Origin of the sequence: Vibrio sp. B1ASS3 (assembly GCF_905175355.1) — a bacterium.
Taxonomy (GTDB): domain Bacteria; phylum Pseudomonadota; class Gammaproteobacteria; order Enterobacterales; family Vibrionaceae; genus Vibrio; species Vibrio owensii.
Genome location: NZ_HG992743.1, coordinates 451,760 through 470,464 on the forward strand (window position 1 = coordinate 451,760; position 18,705 = coordinate 470,464).

Sequence of the window (18,705 nt, forward strand, 5' to 3'; positions counted from 1 at the left end):
AAGTGTTTGAATTCGCAGATGATGCTGCAAGGTCGATGTCTTTTTTCTGAAAGATAGACGTAACTTTTCAAGGCTTCAAATCCGTGATCGAGATCTATTTTTTGCGACAGTGCGAGGATCAAGCGAAAACAGACACTTAACGCTGAGAGATCCCCTCATAATTTCCCCAAAACGTAACCATGTGTGAATAGATTTTGAGTAAGCAGGGTTGCAGCCACGAGTGAGTCTTCCCTTGTTATTGTGTAGCCAGAATGCCGCAAAACTTCCATGCCTAAGCGAACTGTTGAGAGTACGTTTCGATTTCTGACTGTGTTAGCCTGGAAGTGCTTGTCCCAACCTTGTTTCTGAGCATGAACGCCCGCAAGCCAACATGTTAGTTGAAGCATCAGGGCGATTAGCAGCATGATATCAAAACGCTCTGAGCTGCTCGTTCGGCTATGGCGTAGGCCTAGTCCGTAGGCAGGACTTTTCAAGTCTCGGAAGGTTTCTTCAATCTGCATTCGCTTCGAATAGATATTAACAAGTTGTTTGGGTGTTCGAATTTCAACAGGTAAGTTAGTTGCTAGAATCCATGGCTCCTTTGCCGACGCTGAGTAGATTTTAGGTGACGGGTGGTGACAATGAGTCCGTGTCGAGCGCTGATTTTTTCGGCCTTTAGAGCGAGATTTATACAATAGAATTTGGCATGAGATTGGATTGCTTTTAGTCAGCCTCTTATAGCCTAAAGTCTTTGAGTGACTAGATGACATATCATGTAAGTTGCTGATAGGTTTCCAGTTTTCCGCTCCTAGGTCTGCATATTGTACTTTTCCTCTTACTCGACTTAACCAGTACCAACCCAGCTTCTCAACGGATTTATACCATGGCACTTTAAAGCCAGCATCACTGACAATGAGCGGTGTGGTGTTACTCGGTAGAATGCTCGCAAGGTCGGCTAGAAATTGGTCATGAGCTTTCTTTGAACATTGCTCTGAAAGCGGGAACGCTTTCTCATAAAGAGTAACAGAACGACCGTGTAGTGCGACTGAAGCTCGCAATACCATAAGCCGTTTTTGCTCACGGATATCAGACCAGTCAACAAGTACAATGGGCATCGTATTGCCCGAACAGATAAAGCTAGCATGCCAACGGTATACAGCGAGTCGCTCTTTGTGGAGGTGACGATTACCTAACAATCGGTCGATTCGTTTGATGTTATGTTTTGTTCTCGCTTTGGTTGGCAGGTTACGGCCAAGTTCGGTAAGAGTGAGAGTTTTACAGTCAAGTAAGGCGTGGCAAGCCAACGTTAAGCTGTTGAGTCGTTTTAAGTGTAATTCGGGGCAGAATTGGTAAAGAGAGTCGTGTAAAATATCGAGTTCGCACATTTTGTTGTCTGATTATTGATTTTTGGCGAAACCATTTGATCATATGACAAGATGTGTATCTACCTTAACTTAATGATTTTGATAAAATCATTAGGGGATTCATCAGCACTTAACGTAGAGAGTTGATTTGAGAAGAAAAAATAATTTTTTGGGAACTTTTTGAAATGCTGCCTTTGAGACTTAATTCGCATCTCAAAGGCAGGTATTTGGATTTTAAGGTGTAATTTTTATTACAGCGCGTTGAGTACGTCTGCTAGGCGTGTTACCGCCACTTTTAATTCTTCTGGTGTTGCATTGGTGAAGTTAAGACGCAGTGCCGCTTTCACTTCAGAACCTTCTGGGTAGAAGACAGGGCTCGGTACAACGGCCACACCGTTCGCAAGCAGTGATTTTGCCAGCTCAAAGGTATCGCACTCTGGGATCTCTACCCACACGAACATACCACCATCAACAGGCTTGAGGACGCAGCTCGCTGGAAGCTGTTTCTCTAGCTCTGCATACATCACATCGTAGCGAGACTTGTACAGTTCACAAATGGTGCTGATGTGGGTTTCGAAGTTGTCATGTTGAAGCAAGCCGTGCAGTAGGGCTTGCATCGGTACGCTAGAGTGCAGATCGGCACCTTGTTTGATTTTAATTAGTGGTTCTAGGTAGCTAGTTTTACCCGTAACCACACCGATACGAAGACCTGGCGAAGCAATCTTAGAGAATGAACGCAGTACGATAGAATTCTGTGGACAGAAGTCAGACACCAAAGGCAAAGCTTCACCAGAGAAACGCAGCTCGCGATATGGTGCATCTTCGATGAATGCCACGTTGTATTGAATACAAAGTTCTGCAACCTTTTGACGCGTTTCTAGTGCCCAGCATACGCCCGTTGGGTTATGGAAATCTGGCACCGCATAGAACATCTTCGGCTTTTGCTCAGCGAAGCATTGCTCTAGCTCTTCAAGGTTTGGACCGAATTCTGTTTGAGAAACAGTCACGATGTTTGCTTGAACCAAACCAAACACCTGCATCGCACCAAGGTAGCTTGGAGCTTCCATTACCACTTTGTCACCCGGATTCACATAAGCGCGTGCAATCAAATCCAAACCTTGCTGAGAGCCAGTGGTGATCATCGCTGTGTGTGTTTCAGGCAGCTTGAAGTAACCGTTTAGGAAGTTCAGCAGCGGTCCATAGCCTGCGGTTGAGCCGTATTGGAACACCTCTGGCATGTTGGCCAAGTTCTCAAGAGTCGGCTTCATTAAGTCGATTGGGAAGGTTTTCTCATCTGGCAAACCGCCAGCGAGCGAGATGACGTTTTTATCGCTAGCGGCAGCGAGGATCTCTCGAATGTACGATGACTTTACTTGTTGTAGTGACTGTGCGATTTCCATGTGTTGTGTTTCTCGTATTTCTTAATTTTGGTTTTATTCAGAAGATAGTACATGGGATTTGCTAACTTAAGTGTGTCCATTTATGCTGTTAAACATGTCCATTTATGCTATTTCAATCAAACGCTAAATTATGAGTCAGCAACAGGTTTCCAGAATCAATGACGTACTGTTCTACATTCACCAAGACATTAGCAGAGAATTATCCGCTAAAGAGCTAGCCGATGTAGCAGCGTATTCTGAGCAGCATTTCCACCGTATTTTTAAAGATGTGGTGGGGGAGTCGATTCATCAATACATTCGTCGGACGCGAATGGAATACGCAGCAAACCAGTTGATGTTCGATACCAAATCGTCGGTATTAGAGATTGCCAACAAGTGTGGCTTTAGTTCGGTGTCGTCATTCAGTCGTGCCTTTAAATCCACGTTTGATATGTCGCCCGGTGCTTGGCGCAAGCATGATTTGCATGTCGCGGAAAAACCGTATCTCAAAGATCCAGAAGTGGCGGCGGGTTATCATCGAGTCGCGAAGCGTACCCTACCGGAGCCAAAGATTGTTGAAGTGCCCCAACGCTTTGCTGCTTATGTTCGTCATGAAGGCTACAACCGTTCTATTCGCAATGCTTGGTTGGTGTTAAAAGCATGGGCTAATTCAGAGAACCGAGACTTCTCTACGCAATATGGTTTGCATCATTCCAATCCGGCTTGGGTTGAGTTGGACAAGTGTCGTTATGTGGCGTGTATGGCCATTGATAAACCGCTTAAGTATCGCGGAGTGGTGAATCAGATGACCATACCGGGTGGCTTACACGCGGTGTTCAGGTTGACTGGTGTGTATGGTGAGCTGCTGCCTCAAATCAGTATGGTGTTGGAGAAATGGTTGCCAAACTCGGGCTTTAAGCAACGCTCGACTCCTGCGTATGTGCATTATCATCAAAACCACTTTTTAAATCATGAAGAAGCGTTTGAATTAGATTTCTACTTGCCTATCAGTTTCTTCTAACAATTTCTTTTAAAAAGCTTTGCTTCACGTTCAATGCTTTACTATTGTGTCAGATGAAAATGCCCGACATTGACGTCGGACTTTATAGAATAAGTTGAAAATGAAATGAATATAGAACATCTCAAGCTTTTCGTTCGTTTGGCATCAACGCACAATATCAGCATGGCAGGACAAGAGCTTGGATTATCGCCAGCCGTTGCCAGTGCCCACATCAATAAGTTGGAAGAAGGGCTAGGCGTTCGCCTTGTGCACCGAACCACACGTAAGGTCTCATTAACGGAAGAAGGTCAGGCATTTTTGCCACACGCAGAAGAGGTACTTGCGACGGTAGAAGCAGCGAGAGGTGCGGTCGGAGTGGGTCATAGTGCACCAACCGGAACGCTTCGAGTAACGGCTCCAGCATCGTTTGGGCGTTTGCATCTTGTGCCTGCACTAAAAGGTTTTATGGCGGCTTATCCAGAGCTAACGGTGGATTTTCGTTTCTCCGATTCCATCATTGATATGGTTGAAGGCGGGTTCGATGTCGCGATTCGTCTTGCAGAGCTGAAAGACTCAACGCTGGTGGCACGCAAATTAGCACCAGATCGTCGTATCATTGTCGCTTCACCAGAGTATTTAGAAAAGCACGGTACGCCGAAAACGCCGCAAGAACTTGCTGAGCATGAATGCGTGACGCTAATGGGATTGGACAATTGGGTGTTTGAAACCCCAGATGGTCATTATGCGATGCGCGCCTCTGGCGGCTTTAGAACCGATAACGGCGATGCGATGCGCGATGCTTGTATCGATGGGCTTGGTGTGTCGATTAACTCGATTTGGAGTGTCTACAAACAGCTTCAAGCCGGTGAGTTGGTTGAAATCTTGGAAGACTACCCATTAGTAATGAACGCCAGCATTTGGGCCGTTTACCCGAGCTCACGTTTGATCGCGCCTAAGGTTCGTGCCTTTATTGATTACTTTGCCGAGTATTACGGGCAGCCACCATACTGGGAAACCGAACTGGCAACCCATCAGAAATAAACAAAAACGCTTTCCAACCGGAAAGCGTTTTTTATTGTATTTATCTAGCGAGAAACAGAACGACTACCAAGAGAAAGTCTGGATGACGTTGTCTTTTGCCATTGGGTTAGATGCAATCGCGTGATTGATGTTTCTCAGAAAATCTTCGCGTGAATCCAGCAACCAACCTTTTTGTGGAACGATGTTGTTACCATGGTCGCCCCAGTAGAAGGTATCAATGTTCAAGTTTTCGAGTAGGTATTTCTCCTCCTCAAGCACTTGAAGTTGAGTTGGCATAATGAACTCACCATTCTTCACTTCTTGTTCCATCACCGTTCCTGGCTGAATCGCAAGTGCCATAGGCGCAATTTGCTCAGGATTGATTTGGTTCAAGATGTCTGTTGTCGCAATAATGTGCTCTTTTGAACGTTCACGACCACCAAGACCAAAGATGAAAGACAGCAATACTTCAATGCCAGCTTCTTTTGCCATTGCCATGCCTTCTATTGCTTGTTCTGGTGACATGCGTTTTTTGATGCGCTCTAGAACAACGCGATCACCAGATTCAAGGCCAGAATAGGCCATATCTAAACCCGCATCTTTCAGCTCTTTCAATTCAGCAATGGTTTTACGGCGGAAATCGTTCAGTCCACTGTAAAGAGAAATCTTTTTGCATTCAGGAAAGGTTGAACGCAGTTTGTCGAAGATCTTAAGCAAGTAATCCGTACGTGTCGCCATAACGTTACCATCAATCAAAAAGATCGACTCTACATGTGGGTAAATCAGACGCGCTTCTTCAATGTCTTTAAACACGTCTTCAATAGGGCGTACCTTAAAGCGTTTGTCATCAAACATGCTGCAAAACGTGCAGGTGTTGATGCTACAACCCAATGTGGTTTGGATTAAGATGCTGCGGTATTCCGGCCATGGTCGGTAAACTTTGCCCTCATAGTTCATAGTTGGATCTCCAGTTAAAAGCGGGATGATTCGATGTCATCACTCGCGAAAGATAATGGGAACGAACGCGTTTGAGTCTGGCGTTTTTCCCGATAGCTGAAGATTAACAAGAGAAGTCTTTGTTGATAATTGACCTTTATATCGAATGAGTTTTTAGATTTTATTGAAAATGAGCAATGGTGGCAGTTTTATAAGCACGAGACCAAAACGTTATAAACAGAAACGCTAGAAGTCAGTACATAGAAACAAGTACGTAAAAATAACAACACCCAGCCGAAGCTAGGTGTTTAACTGGAATCAACCGTGTTGAATTAAGCGAGTTTAGCAATCACTGCTTCAATCGCGTCTACCACTTGTTGTGATTTGGTGTCATTCAACGCATCACGATGAGGAGCGGCAAAAGCTTCAATGTCGTTGTCGAAGTACGAACCATGCGCTTGAGCAAATTCATCCGATAGTGCAGCACGAATGAGAATGTCTGCGCCCAAACTGATGTCATTACCCGCGATACCGTAAGCGTCTTTCACCATTTTGCTGCCAAGGAATGATTTTGGATTGACGGAAACCACCATCGGGCCGACGTTTTTCAACTGCAATCCCATAACGCGTGACCACATGGTCAGAGCCAGTTTACTTTGAGCATAAGCTTCACCATCTGACAGTGGTTTATCGCCCATCAAGGCTTCGATGCTCACTGGCGCTTGTGCCGCAGAAGATAGGTTTACGACACGACCTGTGTTACCAAGTAGTGGTAGCAACTCTTTTGTCAGCATGTACGGCGAAATGGTGTTAACGGCAAAGCGCACATCAAGACCTTCTTGAGTTCTTGAGTTAGGTGTCGCGAACACGCCAGCGTTATTAATGATCACATCTAGTTTGCCAAAGCGCTCTGCCACTTCCGCAACCATCTGTTTCACAGCTTTGACTGAAGACAGATCAGCTACGATGCTTTCCACTTTGCCAGCGTTCATCTCAATCAAGCTCTGCTCTACGTTTTGAACTTTTGCTTCGTTACGGCCATGTACGATCACGTGGTGACCATCTGCCACTAACATTTTTGCTGTTTCTAAACCAATGCCGTCTGTAGAGCCAGTAATCAGGATGATTTTTTGCATAATTGAGATTCCTTTTGAATTCGATATGCAACAATCATAGTGGCATCTTTGGCGTTCGACTATTGGGAGAGTGAGGGAAACACTTTATAGAAATGATTGATAATCCGAGAGGGGGATAAAAACAGGGCCGAAGCCCCGTTATTCATTTAACGTTTAAATGAGTCTCTAAACTTAAAGGTCTGCGTTTGTGTCGCTGCCTGCAGAAACACTCAGTCCACTAGTAGATGTATAGATACTGAATGTCTCGCCATCGACAATCCCTTCTTCTGAATCATCGTTTGCTGTACAAGTATACCCAACAGAGTATGTTCCAGGCTCTACATAACCAAACTCGTATTGGTAGGTAGCGCCTTCATCTTCGGTGACGACGTTCGCAGAAGCGATAGGCGTTTGAGATTCACTTGGCGCGAAAGTACCCATCTCCGATTGAGGAATATCACCTTCATAGAGATACACTGCATGAGCGTAGCCATTGCCAGAAGTCGTATCGGTTTCACAACCTTGGTAAGTTGTCAGAGCAACATTCCCTTCGATCTCACCAGTGGTCACTGTATTGATTAAAGTGACAGATGTTCGTTGAATCGTATAGCCCTCGTCTTGGCCTGTCGCATCTTTCAAGCCGCGGCGCAGGTCAAACTCAACCACGTAGTCATTGTTATCTGAGTTAACTGTAAATGTGTCATTGAAGAACAACACACCAGCATTTGGCTCATCTCCAACACCCTGAGGGCATTTACCTTCACCTTTTACCGTGAGCGGGATTTGATTGCCTGTTGCTTCATCGATGACGTAAGAAGGGTATTCAGGATGATCGCCATCGTTTGCAAAAACACACAGTTTATAGTCACCAGTTGGGATGACTTCATCTTCAACTAGTTCTTGTGCGTCACTTCCTTGGAAGTCCAACAGGTTGACGCTAAGCGGGAGTGGCTCTTCTCCTTCCGGTAATAGATCGCCGTTTTCATCTACGTAGTTACCGTCTTCATCCGTTTTGTAAACTTCGAAGATTTGAGGTTCATTTTCTCCTTCACCAACAGGAAGGAAGGCGACTTTGCTGTATGTCACAACAACTTCAGAAACATCATCAATCGGTGCATCAGAAACGGAAAGCGTTACTGGTGTCGTCGTGCTAACAGTATCACTGTCTGAGTTACATCCGGACAGTGCCAAGATGACAGCAGTACCCACCAAGCTATATTTTACAGCGTTCATTTGTATTCCCTTTTCTTGATATAAAGCTCTATAAATGTAGCCCATTCTCTCGGGAGTAAAATGAACGTCGGGTTAGCATCAGGCCAGCAATTGTCAATTTGAGTATGGAAACGTGAAGTTTTTTAAGGGGAGGTAAAAATGTGCTCAATTCGACTATTTACAGTGAGATGAAATGCTATGGTTACTTTAAGCGGTGCTTATTATTTAAGCAGCTTATTTAACTTGAAATGTACTCAGCCAAAGAGGTCTCTATGTTAGGTGAAAATCACTCATTAACTCATGAATTCCCAGAACATTTGGATACCATTACTCAACTTACGGCAGATGACGCCACGTTTGCTGAAAACGCTAAAAACTACAACACGCTCGACAAGGAAATACGCCAACTAGAATTGCGAGGAAGCCCAATCGACGACCACGAAATGAACACGATGAAACATAACCGTGCAGAGCTAAAAGACTGGCTTTACTCAAAAATTATGAACGCTTAATTGACCTGTTAAGTGTCTTTGATGGCGGCTCGAATGTTCGAGCCGTTTTGCTGTTTTACAAGGGCTCGACTAATCGACAGGCAAATGCCCAGTCTTAACCCAGATAACCGTTTCTTCCTCGACGAAAGGAAAATGTTCACTCATGTGAGGGCTGCGCAGCCAAGTGTGGGTAGGGTATTCCCCCAGTTCGTCTTTAAACTCTCCAGATAGGACAAAGATCTCTTCACCTCCAAAGTGGCGGTGTGGCTGAAATTTTTCACCTTTAGGCCATTTAACTAACGCAACATGCTCGTGTTCGAAGTTGTGCAATGGCATCACCTCTAATCCACCAATGCCTGGCAACCACTCGGTTTGGTTGGTATTGATGCGAACAGTTTCTAGATCGTTAGGATCAAATTGATTGAGTTTTACTAAGATCACGCAACCGTCTTTGCTGAATGGGGCATGTTGGCTTCCCGGAGGATTACGAAGGTAAGTCCCCGCTGGGTAATCGCCATGCTCGTCAGAAAACACCCCTTCGAGCACCAGTATCTCTTCTCCGTATGGATGAGGGTGCGTCAAGAACTGTGAGTTCGGCTCGTACTTCACCACGCTGGTGGTATGCCCAGACTCTTTCGCTTCTCGTTCCAACGGTTTGCGCCATACACCAGCGGCTGGGCTGGCTACCCAATCTTGTTCGCCAGTTTTAATCACCAAACGTTGTGAAAAGTCCATGTTTATCATTGCGTATTTCCAGTGTTTGCTTTGCATTGTTTAAGTATACGTAGTTTCACACAGGTCGGTTTTCAACCCTTGAAGCGCGAGATTTTCATTTACTCACTTGTATTGGAAAGATCACAACAGAGCAGGACGTATAGGAATAAACACGGCGATGGAGCAAGGTTCTTCTAATTAACCTTATGATTGTTATTGATAATTTTCATAAAAACTAAATTTACAAAATGTTACAAGCTACACTTTTTTTAGTGTTTGTTATGTTATAACATCCGCGAAATATTAAATGGTGTTATAACATAACAAAATAAGGAAAAACGTAGTGAATAAGAAATTGGTCTCTTTAGCGGTTGGTAGCTTGTTTGTTTCCCCAGTTTTTGCCGATACGCTTTCGAACCCTCAGATTGGCGTGGTACTAGACGGTTACTATCAAGATGGCCAGCGTCATAACTCAGAGCGTGAAGAAGGTTTTGGCCTAGGTCATACCGAGCTGAACATGTCTGCAAACATCGATGATAAATTCCACGGCGCACTAACGGCGGTTCTAGAAAGCCACGGTGATGAAACCGAGCTGATGCTTGAAGAGGCGTTTATCGAGACACTAGCACTACCATACGGCTTGAATGTTCGTGCGGGTCGCTTCCTATCTGACTTTGGTTACCTGAACAACCAACACATGCACACAGACAGCTTTGTTGAGCGTCCAATTGCTTACCGTACTTTCCTTGGCTCGCATTACTACGATGACGGTGTACGCGCAAACATCGTTCTTCCAACAGACCTATATGTGAAGTTGGGTGTAGAAGCGTTAAGCGGTAGCAAGATGTCTTCTGTTGAAGATGGTTCTGAAGTTGGCGTTTACACGACAACACTTAAGCTTGGCAGCGATTTCTCAGAGTCTTCAAGCTGGCAGTTTGGCCTGAGCTACCTACGTAACGAAAACGGTAAGGTAACAGAGTTCGAAGACCATGATCACGGCCATGCAGATGAACATGATCATGACCACAGCCACGCAGCTGCGGTAACGGGTGAAAACTTATACGGTGCAGACTTTGTATGGAAGTGGGCGCCAGATGGTAACTACAAGTACAGCAACTTCACGCTATCTGCGGAATACATGTTGCTAGACGGTGTGGTAGACAGCAAATATAAGAACGATGCTGAATCACCAGACAACCTAAGCGCATACTACGTATCGGGTGTTTACCGCTTTAACCCAAGCTGGTCTGCTGGTCTACGTTACGGTGAAGCAGAAAGTTACGATGGCCACGCGCACGGCGACCACATGCACTTCACAGCACTGAATGATAAAGAAATGGATGCGATGATCGCATGGGATTCTTCTCACTTCGGTACTATCCGTGCGCAATACACTCGCATTGATAATCAAGACAGCGAGACAGACAACGTATTCACTCTGCAATACGTGATGACATTTGGAGCGCACGGTGCACATGCGTTCTAAGCTGACATTAAATAAATGCAGTTTAGCGATGATGGCGGCGGGGGCTGCCATCGTCTCTTCACCTGCTTTGGCTCTTAACATCTTTGTGTGTGAGCCCGAATGGAAAGCCCTTCTCGAAAGTCACGCTCCAGACGCGACCATCTATTCCGCGACCACCGCCAAGCAAGATCCTCATTACGTACAAGCTCGCCCTTCTTTGATTGCAAAGATGCGCCAAGCCGACATGGCAATGTGTTCTGGTGCGGAGTTAGAAGTAGGATGGTTGCCTATGTTGCAAGTTCGCAGTAGCAATGGTGCTGTACAAAACGGTTCACAAAGCATGATCTATGCGACCGATTTCGTGCGCATGTTAGACACTCATGATCATGTCGACCGCAGCATGGGGGACATTCATGCGCACGGAAACCCACATGTGCAGTTTGCGGCGAATGACATGGTTGCGATTTCGCGTGCTGTGACAGAACGTTTGAAGAGCATCGATCCTGAAAATGCGCAAAGCTATCAAGTGAATGGTATGAAGTTCCGCGCTCACTGGCGTAAAAAGCTCAATGAGTGGAATGAGAAAGCCGCGCCATTAAAGGGTAAACAAGTGGTGGGTTATCACGAAACCTACCGTTACCTATATGATTGGCTTGGTATGGAGCAAATTGCTGACCTAGAACCGAAACCGGGAATTTCTCCTACCACTTCTCACCTTCAATCCTTAACTAAGTTGGACTCCGATTCTTTTGAAGCGATTGTCTACTCGTCGCATCAAGACCAGCGTCCTGCAAACTGGCTACAGAAACAAACCAATAAGCCGCTGATTCAGCTGCCTTTAACGGTTTCTGATGGCGAAAGTTTGGATGAAATGTACGACCAAGTTATTGATGACTTGTTGGATGTGCTCGTGCAACCTGTTCCGGTGAAGATCTAAGCCATGGCAGATTATGCATGGCTATTACCAGCGGTGCTGTGTGGCTTGATTGCTCTGGTGGGTAACGTGGTGCTCGGGCAACAAGTGTTAAAGCGTCAAATTATCTTCATCGATTTGGCGGTGGCACAAGTTGCGGCTTTGGGGGCTGCACTGAGTCACTATTGGTTGAACCAATACGATCTCTTTTCTGGCTCTTTCTTTGGTGAGATGGTTGGTCCTTGGGTGATGTCGTTATTGCTTTGCGGTCTGATCGCCTTAATGGAAAAGCGCTACCAACAGCATTTAGAGCCAATGATTGGCAGCTTGTTTGTGGTGTCGGCATCACTGGCGATATTACTGGTGAGTAAAGATCCGCACGGTGCCGACTTTATCCAAGGTATTCTCAACGGGCAGTTATTGTGGTCAACGTGGGATGATGTTTGGCCTTTGGCATTAATTACCGCTGCGATGTTGTTATTGGTGTGGGTGAAGCCAGAGTTCATGCAGGGCAGTGGCTTCTATCTCATCTTCGCGATATTAATGCCGATTACAGTCAAGCTAACGGGCATCTATTTGGAGTTTGCATTGTTGGTGATTCCGGCTTTATGTGCGGCAGCACTGAAAGGAACAAGATTTTTCGTTGCGAGCATCAGTATTGGCATCGTGGGGATATTGTCGGGTATCGCGGCGTCAGCGCATTATGATTTGCCAAGTGGGGCGAGTATCGTAATCACCTTGTTCATTGCGGGCATGTTGTTCAATCTTTTGCTTCAGCCTTGGTTGTCAAAAGCGCAATCCGTTTATGAAGAGACGGCATGAAAACAGGCTGAGGAATCTACTCGAACTTTGGCCTAATGATAAAAAGGCTCCGCGTGAACGGAGCCTTTTGTTTAGCACTGCTTTTTCTTATTAGTAACCTTGCTAGTTATTAACTGATTACTTAGTTACTTATCTCCTACTATATTAGCAAGATTTGAACAGAGGTAGAGTCTGAGGTTGGATTGAATCTGTCAAAGTGTTATCCAGCGCAGGGAATAATTGATTAATTCCCGTTTCAGACAGTCCTAACCACGCCATTAAGCTCGCATGAAGCTGATCAGAAGAGATAGTTGGAATCACACGGCCACGCGAAAGCACGTACGGGCTCGTCTCAGATAAGTCTGGATATTCACCCACAATCGCTTTTCCGGCTACACCGCCGCCCATGACTAATGCATGGCTTGCCCATCCGTGGTCTGTCCCATCTGTGCCGTTCGGAATCAGGGTTCGACCAAATTCAGAATGCGTGAACGTGGTCACTTGCTCAAACAAGCCGTTGTTCTCTAGTGCCAATTGGAAAGCGGCCATGGCTTCTGCCAGTTCTTGCAGCAAACCGGTTTGGCGGCTGATTTGAGCTGAGTGAGTATCGAACCCGCCCAACTTACAACTAAAGTACTGCGCAGGATGTTGGAACTGATCTTTGTGCAGCAACAGTTTAAAGACCGCTTTCAATTGCTTACCGATTCGAGTTTCTGGGAATACGTCTGGGATCTCGGCATTTAGAATCGCACTGAACTGCTCATACATTCTGGTTGAGTCCACAGCAACGCCCGCATAATGAGACTGGAAGACATTGCCGTAACTGCCCGTACTCTGCAGTTGATCGAACAGATCGCGTGAGCGTTGATCGTTGAAAATATCACTTGGTGGCTGAGAACCGACAGAGTTGGATTGGGCTTCAATACAGTTGGTCCACACTTGTGTGCCGCCAATATCAAACATCGGTGACAACTCGTTCAAGCTGCGCAGCATAGAGCTAAGTTCTGTGGATGTCTTCGCGCCAAAACCTTCTTTCGACAATGATTTGGTGGCATGAGACTGCACCATAGTAGACTGATGTGAGTGACTGAACAGGTGCGCCGGACGAGTGCTTTCATCGTAAATCACATTGTTTACGCGCTGAGTCAACGGGCCGAGGTTCACCACAGGCACAAGGTTAGCACTATCCCAATAAGGTTTGAGTGCTGCCATCGCTGGGTTAAGTGCCAGTTTGGCCTCGTCGTTCACTGCGTCTAAGTGGATACAGGTTGTCTCATCCAAAGCCAAGTTGCCACGTAGCGCGCGGTATTGGCTGTTGGCGTTAGCGGCGGTTGGGATAAGCATGTTGTAGCCATCATTACCGCCCGCAAGGTCGATACCAACCACAGCGCGATAGCCATTCTTACATTGGTTAAACGAATCAGCGAAGGCTGGAAATGCAGCAAGGTTAAGCGCAGAAATCCCCACACCAGCGGAACCTGCTTGTAAAAATCGACGTCGAGTTAAGTTCATGGTGATTACCCCTGTGTGATGAATTCTGGTGAAAGCAGTGCGTTCATAACGAGATTCTTGATCTCTTTGCGCCATTTAGATTGGCGGCTTGGGCACTGAGCGAGGTAATCGAGGTAGCATTGACGTGCTTGCTCACTCATTTGGTAAGCAAACAAATGCTCGTTGAGGTAATCCACAACGCCTTCGTCGTCAAAAGCAAGGTAACGGGTGAATAGCGCTTCATCCATGTACCAATCTTTGGTTTCTTCTTTAAAACGAGCGATTAACTCGCGGAATTGAATGCCGTATTGATAGATGTCGTGCCATTGGTAAACATTGAACTCGGGTGCAACCAGACCATTAAAATCAGGGTGGTTGGGCGCATCATCCGGTTGGTAGTAATAGAACACGGAAGGGGCAGACAGAGGCAGTGTTCGGTTGTACCAGTTGAACTGCTTTGGCCACATCATAACACCGTCACGTCGCTTCACTTGTAGCGCGCGCATCGCATGCGTAAATACAGACAGTGGGTCACGCAGTTTGCCTACGGTGTTGCCAGAACGCAGAGCGTCTTTGTCGGTTAAAATCGCGATCACTAGCGTTTGCATATCGCCATCGGAGCGCTTAAATGCGCGTCGCACACGGCGAATGTAGCCTGCTCTAGGGTTACTGGTCACAAGCTTATTGATGAAGAATTTGGTCACAAAGGTATAAAGCGTGTTTTGGTTCATCAAGAGTTCAATCACGGCTTCCAGTTCATCTACTGCGCTTACGCCGGCAGGGAACTTCTTACCAAGAATGCGTTTTTCACCCATGTCGTGTTCGCCACGCGGTTCCATCGGTTGGCTGTATTTGTCGTTACCGCGAATGTCGATGAATTTCCAACCGGTAAACACACGAGCCAGCTCTTCAATGTCTTCTTGGGTGTACGACGCCACTTCGTTACCTTCGGCATCCAAACGTACTTCACCGTTATTACGCAGTTTGACTGGGCCAAGCGTGAACAGCTGTAGTAGCTCTCGTGCGTAGTTTTCATCTGGGGCAGTGAGCTCATTAGAAACGTTGTTTACGAAGGTCAGATATTCACCCATGATTGGGGATGTCGACACAAAACGAATCACATCTCGGAAGTTAGCAAAAGCGTTATCGAGCAATCCATCAAAGTATTGGCACATGTAGCGACGCTTAGAGGCGGCACTGAACGCCGGATCTTTCACGCTCACCACAAACAGTTGAGAGAGGGTATATGCGATGCGTTGGCGCAGAATGTCTTGTCCTTCCACCGTCATGCGCGTCCAACTGCTGGCGTAATACAAGCCTTGCCCTAAGTCAGGTACGTTAAGCTCATCTTGTTCAAAGTGCGTCAGCCAAGAAGAAGAGGGGATAAGTGTTTGTTGAGCGACCCAGTTTTCAATGCTTCCTGATTGAACAAGGTCATTAATGTCACGCTGGGAACCCCCAAACGTGCATTGTTGCAGCGTTCTTGCTGCGTCTATGTAAGCCTGATTCATTTTATCTCCCGTAGGTATTCTTATCTTTGTCAGGTAAGGCGTCTCTTTTCATGTCCATGTTTAAAAACACGCTGTATCTTTAAAATCGTAATCCAGATTTTTGATATCAAGAATGTAATACCCATAGGTTTAATGTGACTTTGCTGCCTAATCTAAAAATTATTCGTCTGAGCTTTAAATGAAAGGCGGGTTATTCAACAAAAAGCGCATTTGTTGCACAGGTTGATCGGCAGAACGGTGACGGAAACGAACTATTTGGCAAACCATCATCAAGTTGTCTTGATTAGTTCACATCCGACTCCCAGACTATTTCTATAGTTTTTATAAGATATGAAAGACCCTGCGTATGAGAAGCGCAGCTGTAACGCGACTAGGCATAAAAACAAAAAACGCTAGGGATAAAAGCGAATTTGTAATCTCAACATTTAAGGAAGACCAAGATGAAACCGGAAAAAGTAGCAGTAGTCACTGGTGCGGCTCGTGGTATTGGCCAAGCGATTTGTGAGCAATTACTGGAGGATGGATTCCACGTTGTCGGGCTAGATATATCGCCCGTGGAATGGAGCCAGTCGGCGCAGCTAAGCAGTTATCAAGTCAACTTGTGCGATGCAGCAGCCGTCAGTGAAGTGGTAGAAAGTATCGTCGCGCAGCACGGAAGAATCGATGCGCTAGTTAACAACGCAGGCATCACTCGCGATGCACTGTTGCCAGAGATGTTAGAGCAAGATTGGGACAGCGTTATCGACGTGAACCTAAAAGCGGTGTTCTTACTCACCCAGCGCGTTGCCCCTGTCATGCTAGAACAAGGCGCAGGCAGTATTGTCAGTATTTCTTCTATCGTGGGGACGGATGGCAACATAGGCCAGAGCAACTACGGCGCAAGTAAGGGCGGCGTTATTTCTATGAGCAAAGGCTGGGCGAAAGAGCTATCAAGAAAAGGCGCGCAAATCCGCGTCAATTGTGTCGCGCCAGGCTTTATCGCCACCGATATGACCAAGAACCTACCTGAGAAAGTGATTCAAATGATGGAAGGCAAAACCCCATTAGGCAGAATGGGCTCAGTGCAAGACATCGCCAATGGCGTCTCTTTCCTCACCTCCGACAAGAGCGCCTACATCACAGGCCAAGTGCTCAAGATTGACGGTGGGTTAGTGCTTTAACCTTCAATACTCAGCTTCAAATAACAAACGCCCTTCATCTGAGTGAAGGGCGTTTTTGTTTGGCGCACTTTTGCCTCAAAGTTTGCTAGACCAATAGAAAAAAGAGGCTGATGATCAGTCTCTAGTTTTTTTGGTGCGCACTCGAGTGTTATGGTAAATAAATTTTCACTTTAGGTTTTATTATGTTCTGAACAACATAATTGGAGCCTTGCAAAGTCAGATGTCCATAGTCCCACACTATAGGGGTATTTTTATCATCAACTTTTGCAATACAACCAGTGTCATCACATAAATAATCAAGCAGCGAGATGTAAGTTAAATCCTTATCTGAATATTTTTTTTCTAGTTCATCATCAATCCGAAATAGATCTTGTAAAAAAGAAGAGTCTTTAAACTGTTTTTCATTAACACTCATATGTTTCATGGTAATAGCTTTGGGAAGAGATGGTCTCCACTGCGGAACAGGGCCTATTAGTATAAACTTAGAGCTAATATTATACTCTCTAGCCTTTTCTACTATTTTCATGTAATTATTTAAATCATGATCATAATGTTGGGCTAAAAAAACAAAATCAGGTTTTACATCCACTAAGGCTTTAAATGCTTTTTCATTCGAGCGATCACAAGAATTTTTAAATTCTCCTGTTGTTATAGAGTCCATCTCTACTAAAGGTCTACACCCTGAACTAGCAACTTGAAGTAAGTCCATTTCAGAAAATTGGTTTCTCAAACCATAAGATAACGCTTGTGCATGAGAGTCCCCCCAAAGCAATCCAATAAATTTCTTTTCACCTGTTGGAGTAACGCACTGTTTATCTATATCAGTTTCTTTTGCTACATATGCATCTGCATCAAAAAAATTGCACTCTTCTCGATATTCTATCTTAACAGCTTCCGTTAAATAGTTATCTGGGTGGTATTTATCTAAGAACTTAGACTCTAAAGTATTTGCTCCACTTCTAAATTCGTAGTTAACACCATTATTTACAAAAACAAAACCACTTAAAGCACCTATAACCACCCCCATATAAATAGGCTTAACTTTAAAGGTTTCATGCCAACTAGAAAAAGACTTAAACCTAACCCCCTCTACTAACTTGAAACTAACAAAACCTAAAGTTATAGATAATGGCAATCCATATAAAACCCACCATTGAACATCAAAGTAATAGCCATAAACAACGATAGGCCAATGCCATAAATAAATGGAATATGACCACTTACCTAGATACTGAAAGGCTGAATTATTCGTGATGAAACTAGATTGTTGGTTAGAAACAATCATTAGATAAGCTCCAAGAACAGGAAGCAAAGCAAAGTATCCAGGCCATGGGGTATCACTAGACACAAAAGCGTATGATCCTAGAATCAAAGCTAAGCCTGTCAACTCTACCGCTTTCTTTCTACTTTCAGACAAGCTCCAAGGATAAAGAAAAGCGACACCTCCCATCATCATCTCCCATGCTCTTGTTGGAAGAAGATAATACGCAGGATTTGGCCATTTCATGGTTGCTATAACACTTAGACAAAAACCTAAAACTGTCCCAATAACAATTAATCGCTTTAAGTTTTCTAGAGATAAAAACTTCTTAAGTGCGACTAATACGACCGGATAAAGAATGTAGAACTGCCATTCAACTGACAATGACCATGTATGCAATAACCATTTTTCATGTGATGCAGCATCAAAGTACCCAGACTCTCTCCAATAAATAACATTGGAAAGAAAACCCATACTGCTAGCAACATGCTTACCCAATGCGCTGTAGTCTAAAGGAGTGAGGTAAAACCACCCAAACACTAAAAGCAATGAGCATAAAACAGCAAGAGCTGGAATGATTCGATTAGCACGAGCCACATAAAACTTAAAGAGACTAAAGTTATCATTCTCCAACCCTCTAAAAATTATCCCCGTCATCAAAAAACCAGAGATAACAAAGAACACATCAACACCTGCGAATCCACCAGGAACCCAAGCCGGGTTAAAATGGAAAAGAACCACAGCTATCACCGCAATTGCTCTTAAGCCATTAATGTCATATCTAAACTGCATCAAAACTACTCAAACAAAAAATATACGCAGCATTGTATAATCAAGGCAAGATAAAGCAAGGTGCTATAAGAGCAGAACGAACATTGGAGGAGACATGCGTA

At 45.0% G+C, this 18,705-nt stretch carries 16 protein-coding genes; 7 read left to right on the forward strand and 9 right to left on the reverse strand.

What is annotated here, in order from left to right:
- Positions 1–155: 155 nt before the first annotated feature.
- Complete coding sequence (locus KJB05_RS20520) at positions 156–1,364, reverse strand: IS4-like element ISVsa5 family transposase (protein ID WP_001352368.1); 1,209 nt, start codon at positions 1,362–1,364, stop codon at positions 156–158.
- Between the two features lie 230 nt (positions 1,365–1,594).
- Positions 1,595–2,743 (reverse strand): PLP-dependent aminotransferase family protein, encoded by a 1,149-nt coding sequence (locus KJB05_RS20525; protein WP_199455269.1) that lies wholly within the window; start codon positions 2,741–2,743, stop codon positions 1,595–1,597.
- A gap of 130 nt (positions 2,744–2,873) precedes the next feature.
- On the opposite strand from KJB05_RS20525, the gene KJB05_RS20530 reads away from it, so the two are divergent.
- Entirely contained in the window at positions 2,874–3,743 is an 870-nt protein-coding gene (locus tag KJB05_RS20530; RefSeq protein WP_005439161.1) for a helix-turn-helix domain-containing protein, read from the forward strand.
- 105 nt (positions 3,744–3,848) lie between these two features.
- Positions 3,849–4,763: a LysR family transcriptional regulator gene (locus KJB05_RS20535; protein WP_208445082.1), complete on the forward strand. Its 915-nt coding sequence runs from the start codon at positions 3,849–3,851 to the stop codon at positions 4,761–4,763.
- Positions 4,764–4,826: 63 nt separating this feature from the next.
- On the opposite strand, the gene KJB05_RS20540 is transcribed toward KJB05_RS20535, so the two are convergent.
- The 3 genes from KJB05_RS20540 to KJB05_RS20550 all read right to left on the reverse strand — a co-directional run bounded on the left by KJB05_RS20540 (position 4,827) and on the right by KJB05_RS20550 (position 8,026).
- The gene (locus KJB05_RS20540) at positions 4,827–5,699 is read right to left on the reverse strand and encodes a radical SAM protein (RefSeq protein WP_208445081.1); all 873 of its coding nucleotides are present in this window, start codon (positions 5,697–5,699) and stop codon (positions 4,827–4,829) included.
- A 311-nt stretch (positions 5,700–6,010) separates the two neighbouring features.
- On the reverse strand, positions 6,011–6,814 hold the full coding sequence (locus KJB05_RS20545; RefSeq protein ID WP_054822212.1) for an SDR family NAD(P)-dependent oxidoreductase: 804 nt from the start codon (positions 6,812–6,814) through the stop codon (positions 6,011–6,013).
- A 171-nt stretch (positions 6,815–6,985) separates the two neighbouring features.
- Positions 6,986–8,026 carry a DUF4382 domain-containing protein gene (locus tag KJB05_RS20550; RefSeq protein WP_208445080.1) on the reverse strand — a complete coding sequence of 347 codons (1,041 nt, stop codon included), beginning with the start codon at positions 8,024–8,026 and terminating at the stop codon, positions 6,986–6,988.
- 251 nt (positions 8,027–8,277) lie between these two features.
- Here KJB05_RS20550 and KJB05_RS20555 point away from each other — a divergent pair, with 251 nt between their 5' ends.
- Positions 8,278–8,517 (forward strand): YdcH family protein, encoded by a 240-nt coding sequence (locus tag KJB05_RS20555; protein WP_020194687.1) that lies wholly within the window; start codon positions 8,278–8,280, stop codon positions 8,515–8,517.
- 69 nt (positions 8,518–8,586) lie between these two features.
- Here the strand turns inward: KJB05_RS20555 and KJB05_RS20560 are convergent, their stop codons facing one another.
- Complete coding sequence (locus KJB05_RS20560) at positions 8,587–9,240, reverse strand: cupin domain-containing protein (protein ID WP_208445079.1); 654 nt, start codon at positions 9,238–9,240, stop codon at positions 8,587–8,589.
- A gap of 313 nt (positions 9,241–9,553) precedes the next feature.
- On the opposite strand from KJB05_RS20560, the gene KJB05_RS20565 reads away from it, so the two are divergent.
- The 3 genes from KJB05_RS20565 to KJB05_RS20575 are packed head-to-tail and all read left to right on the forward strand — an operon-like array spanning position 9,554 to position 12,410.
- The gene (locus tag KJB05_RS20565) at positions 9,554–10,696 is read left to right on the forward strand and encodes a membrane protein (RefSeq protein WP_005439147.1); all 1,143 of its coding nucleotides are present in this window, start codon (positions 9,554–9,556) and stop codon (positions 10,694–10,696) included.
- Positions 10,686–11,612, forward strand: a complete 927-nt coding sequence (locus KJB05_RS20570; protein ID WP_208445083.1) for a zinc ABC transporter substrate-binding protein — start codon at positions 10,686–10,688, stop codon at positions 11,610–11,612. Before KJB05_RS20565 ends, KJB05_RS20570 begins: the two co-directional genes overlap by 11 nt.
- Positions 11,613–11,615: 3 nt before the next feature.
- Positions 11,616–12,410, forward strand: a complete 795-nt coding sequence (locus tag KJB05_RS20575) for a metal ABC transporter permease (RefSeq protein WP_208445078.1) — start codon at positions 11,616–11,618, stop codon at positions 12,408–12,410.
- A 144-nt stretch (positions 12,411–12,554) separates the two neighbouring features.
- On the opposite strand, the gene KJB05_RS20580 is transcribed toward KJB05_RS20575, so the two are convergent.
- Together KJB05_RS20580 and KJB05_RS20585 are read right to left on the reverse strand one after the other, a co-directional pair.
- Positions 12,555–13,901, reverse strand: a complete 1,347-nt coding sequence (locus KJB05_RS20580) for a DUF1501 domain-containing protein (RefSeq protein ID WP_208445077.1) — start codon at positions 13,899–13,901, stop codon at positions 12,555–12,557.
- A 5-nt stretch (positions 13,902–13,906) separates the two neighbouring features.
- Complete coding sequence (locus KJB05_RS20585; RefSeq protein ID WP_208445076.1) at positions 13,907–15,391, reverse strand: DUF1800 family protein; 1,485 nt, start codon at positions 15,389–15,391, stop codon at positions 13,907–13,909.
- Between the two features lie 440 nt (positions 15,392–15,831).
- On the opposite strand from KJB05_RS20585, the gene KJB05_RS20590 reads away from it, so the two are divergent.
- Positions 15,832–16,551, forward strand: coding sequence for a beta-ketoacyl-ACP reductase (locus KJB05_RS20590; protein WP_208445075.1), 720 nt, complete (start codon positions 15,832–15,834; stop codon positions 16,549–16,551).
- Between the two features lie 148 nt (positions 16,552–16,699).
- Here the strand turns inward: KJB05_RS20590 and KJB05_RS20595 are convergent, their stop codons facing one another.
- Positions 16,700–18,604 (reverse strand): acyltransferase family protein, encoded by a 1,905-nt coding sequence (locus tag KJB05_RS20595; protein ID WP_208445074.1) that lies wholly within the window; start codon positions 18,602–18,604, stop codon positions 16,700–16,702.
- Positions 18,605–18,705: the final 101 nt, after the last annotated feature.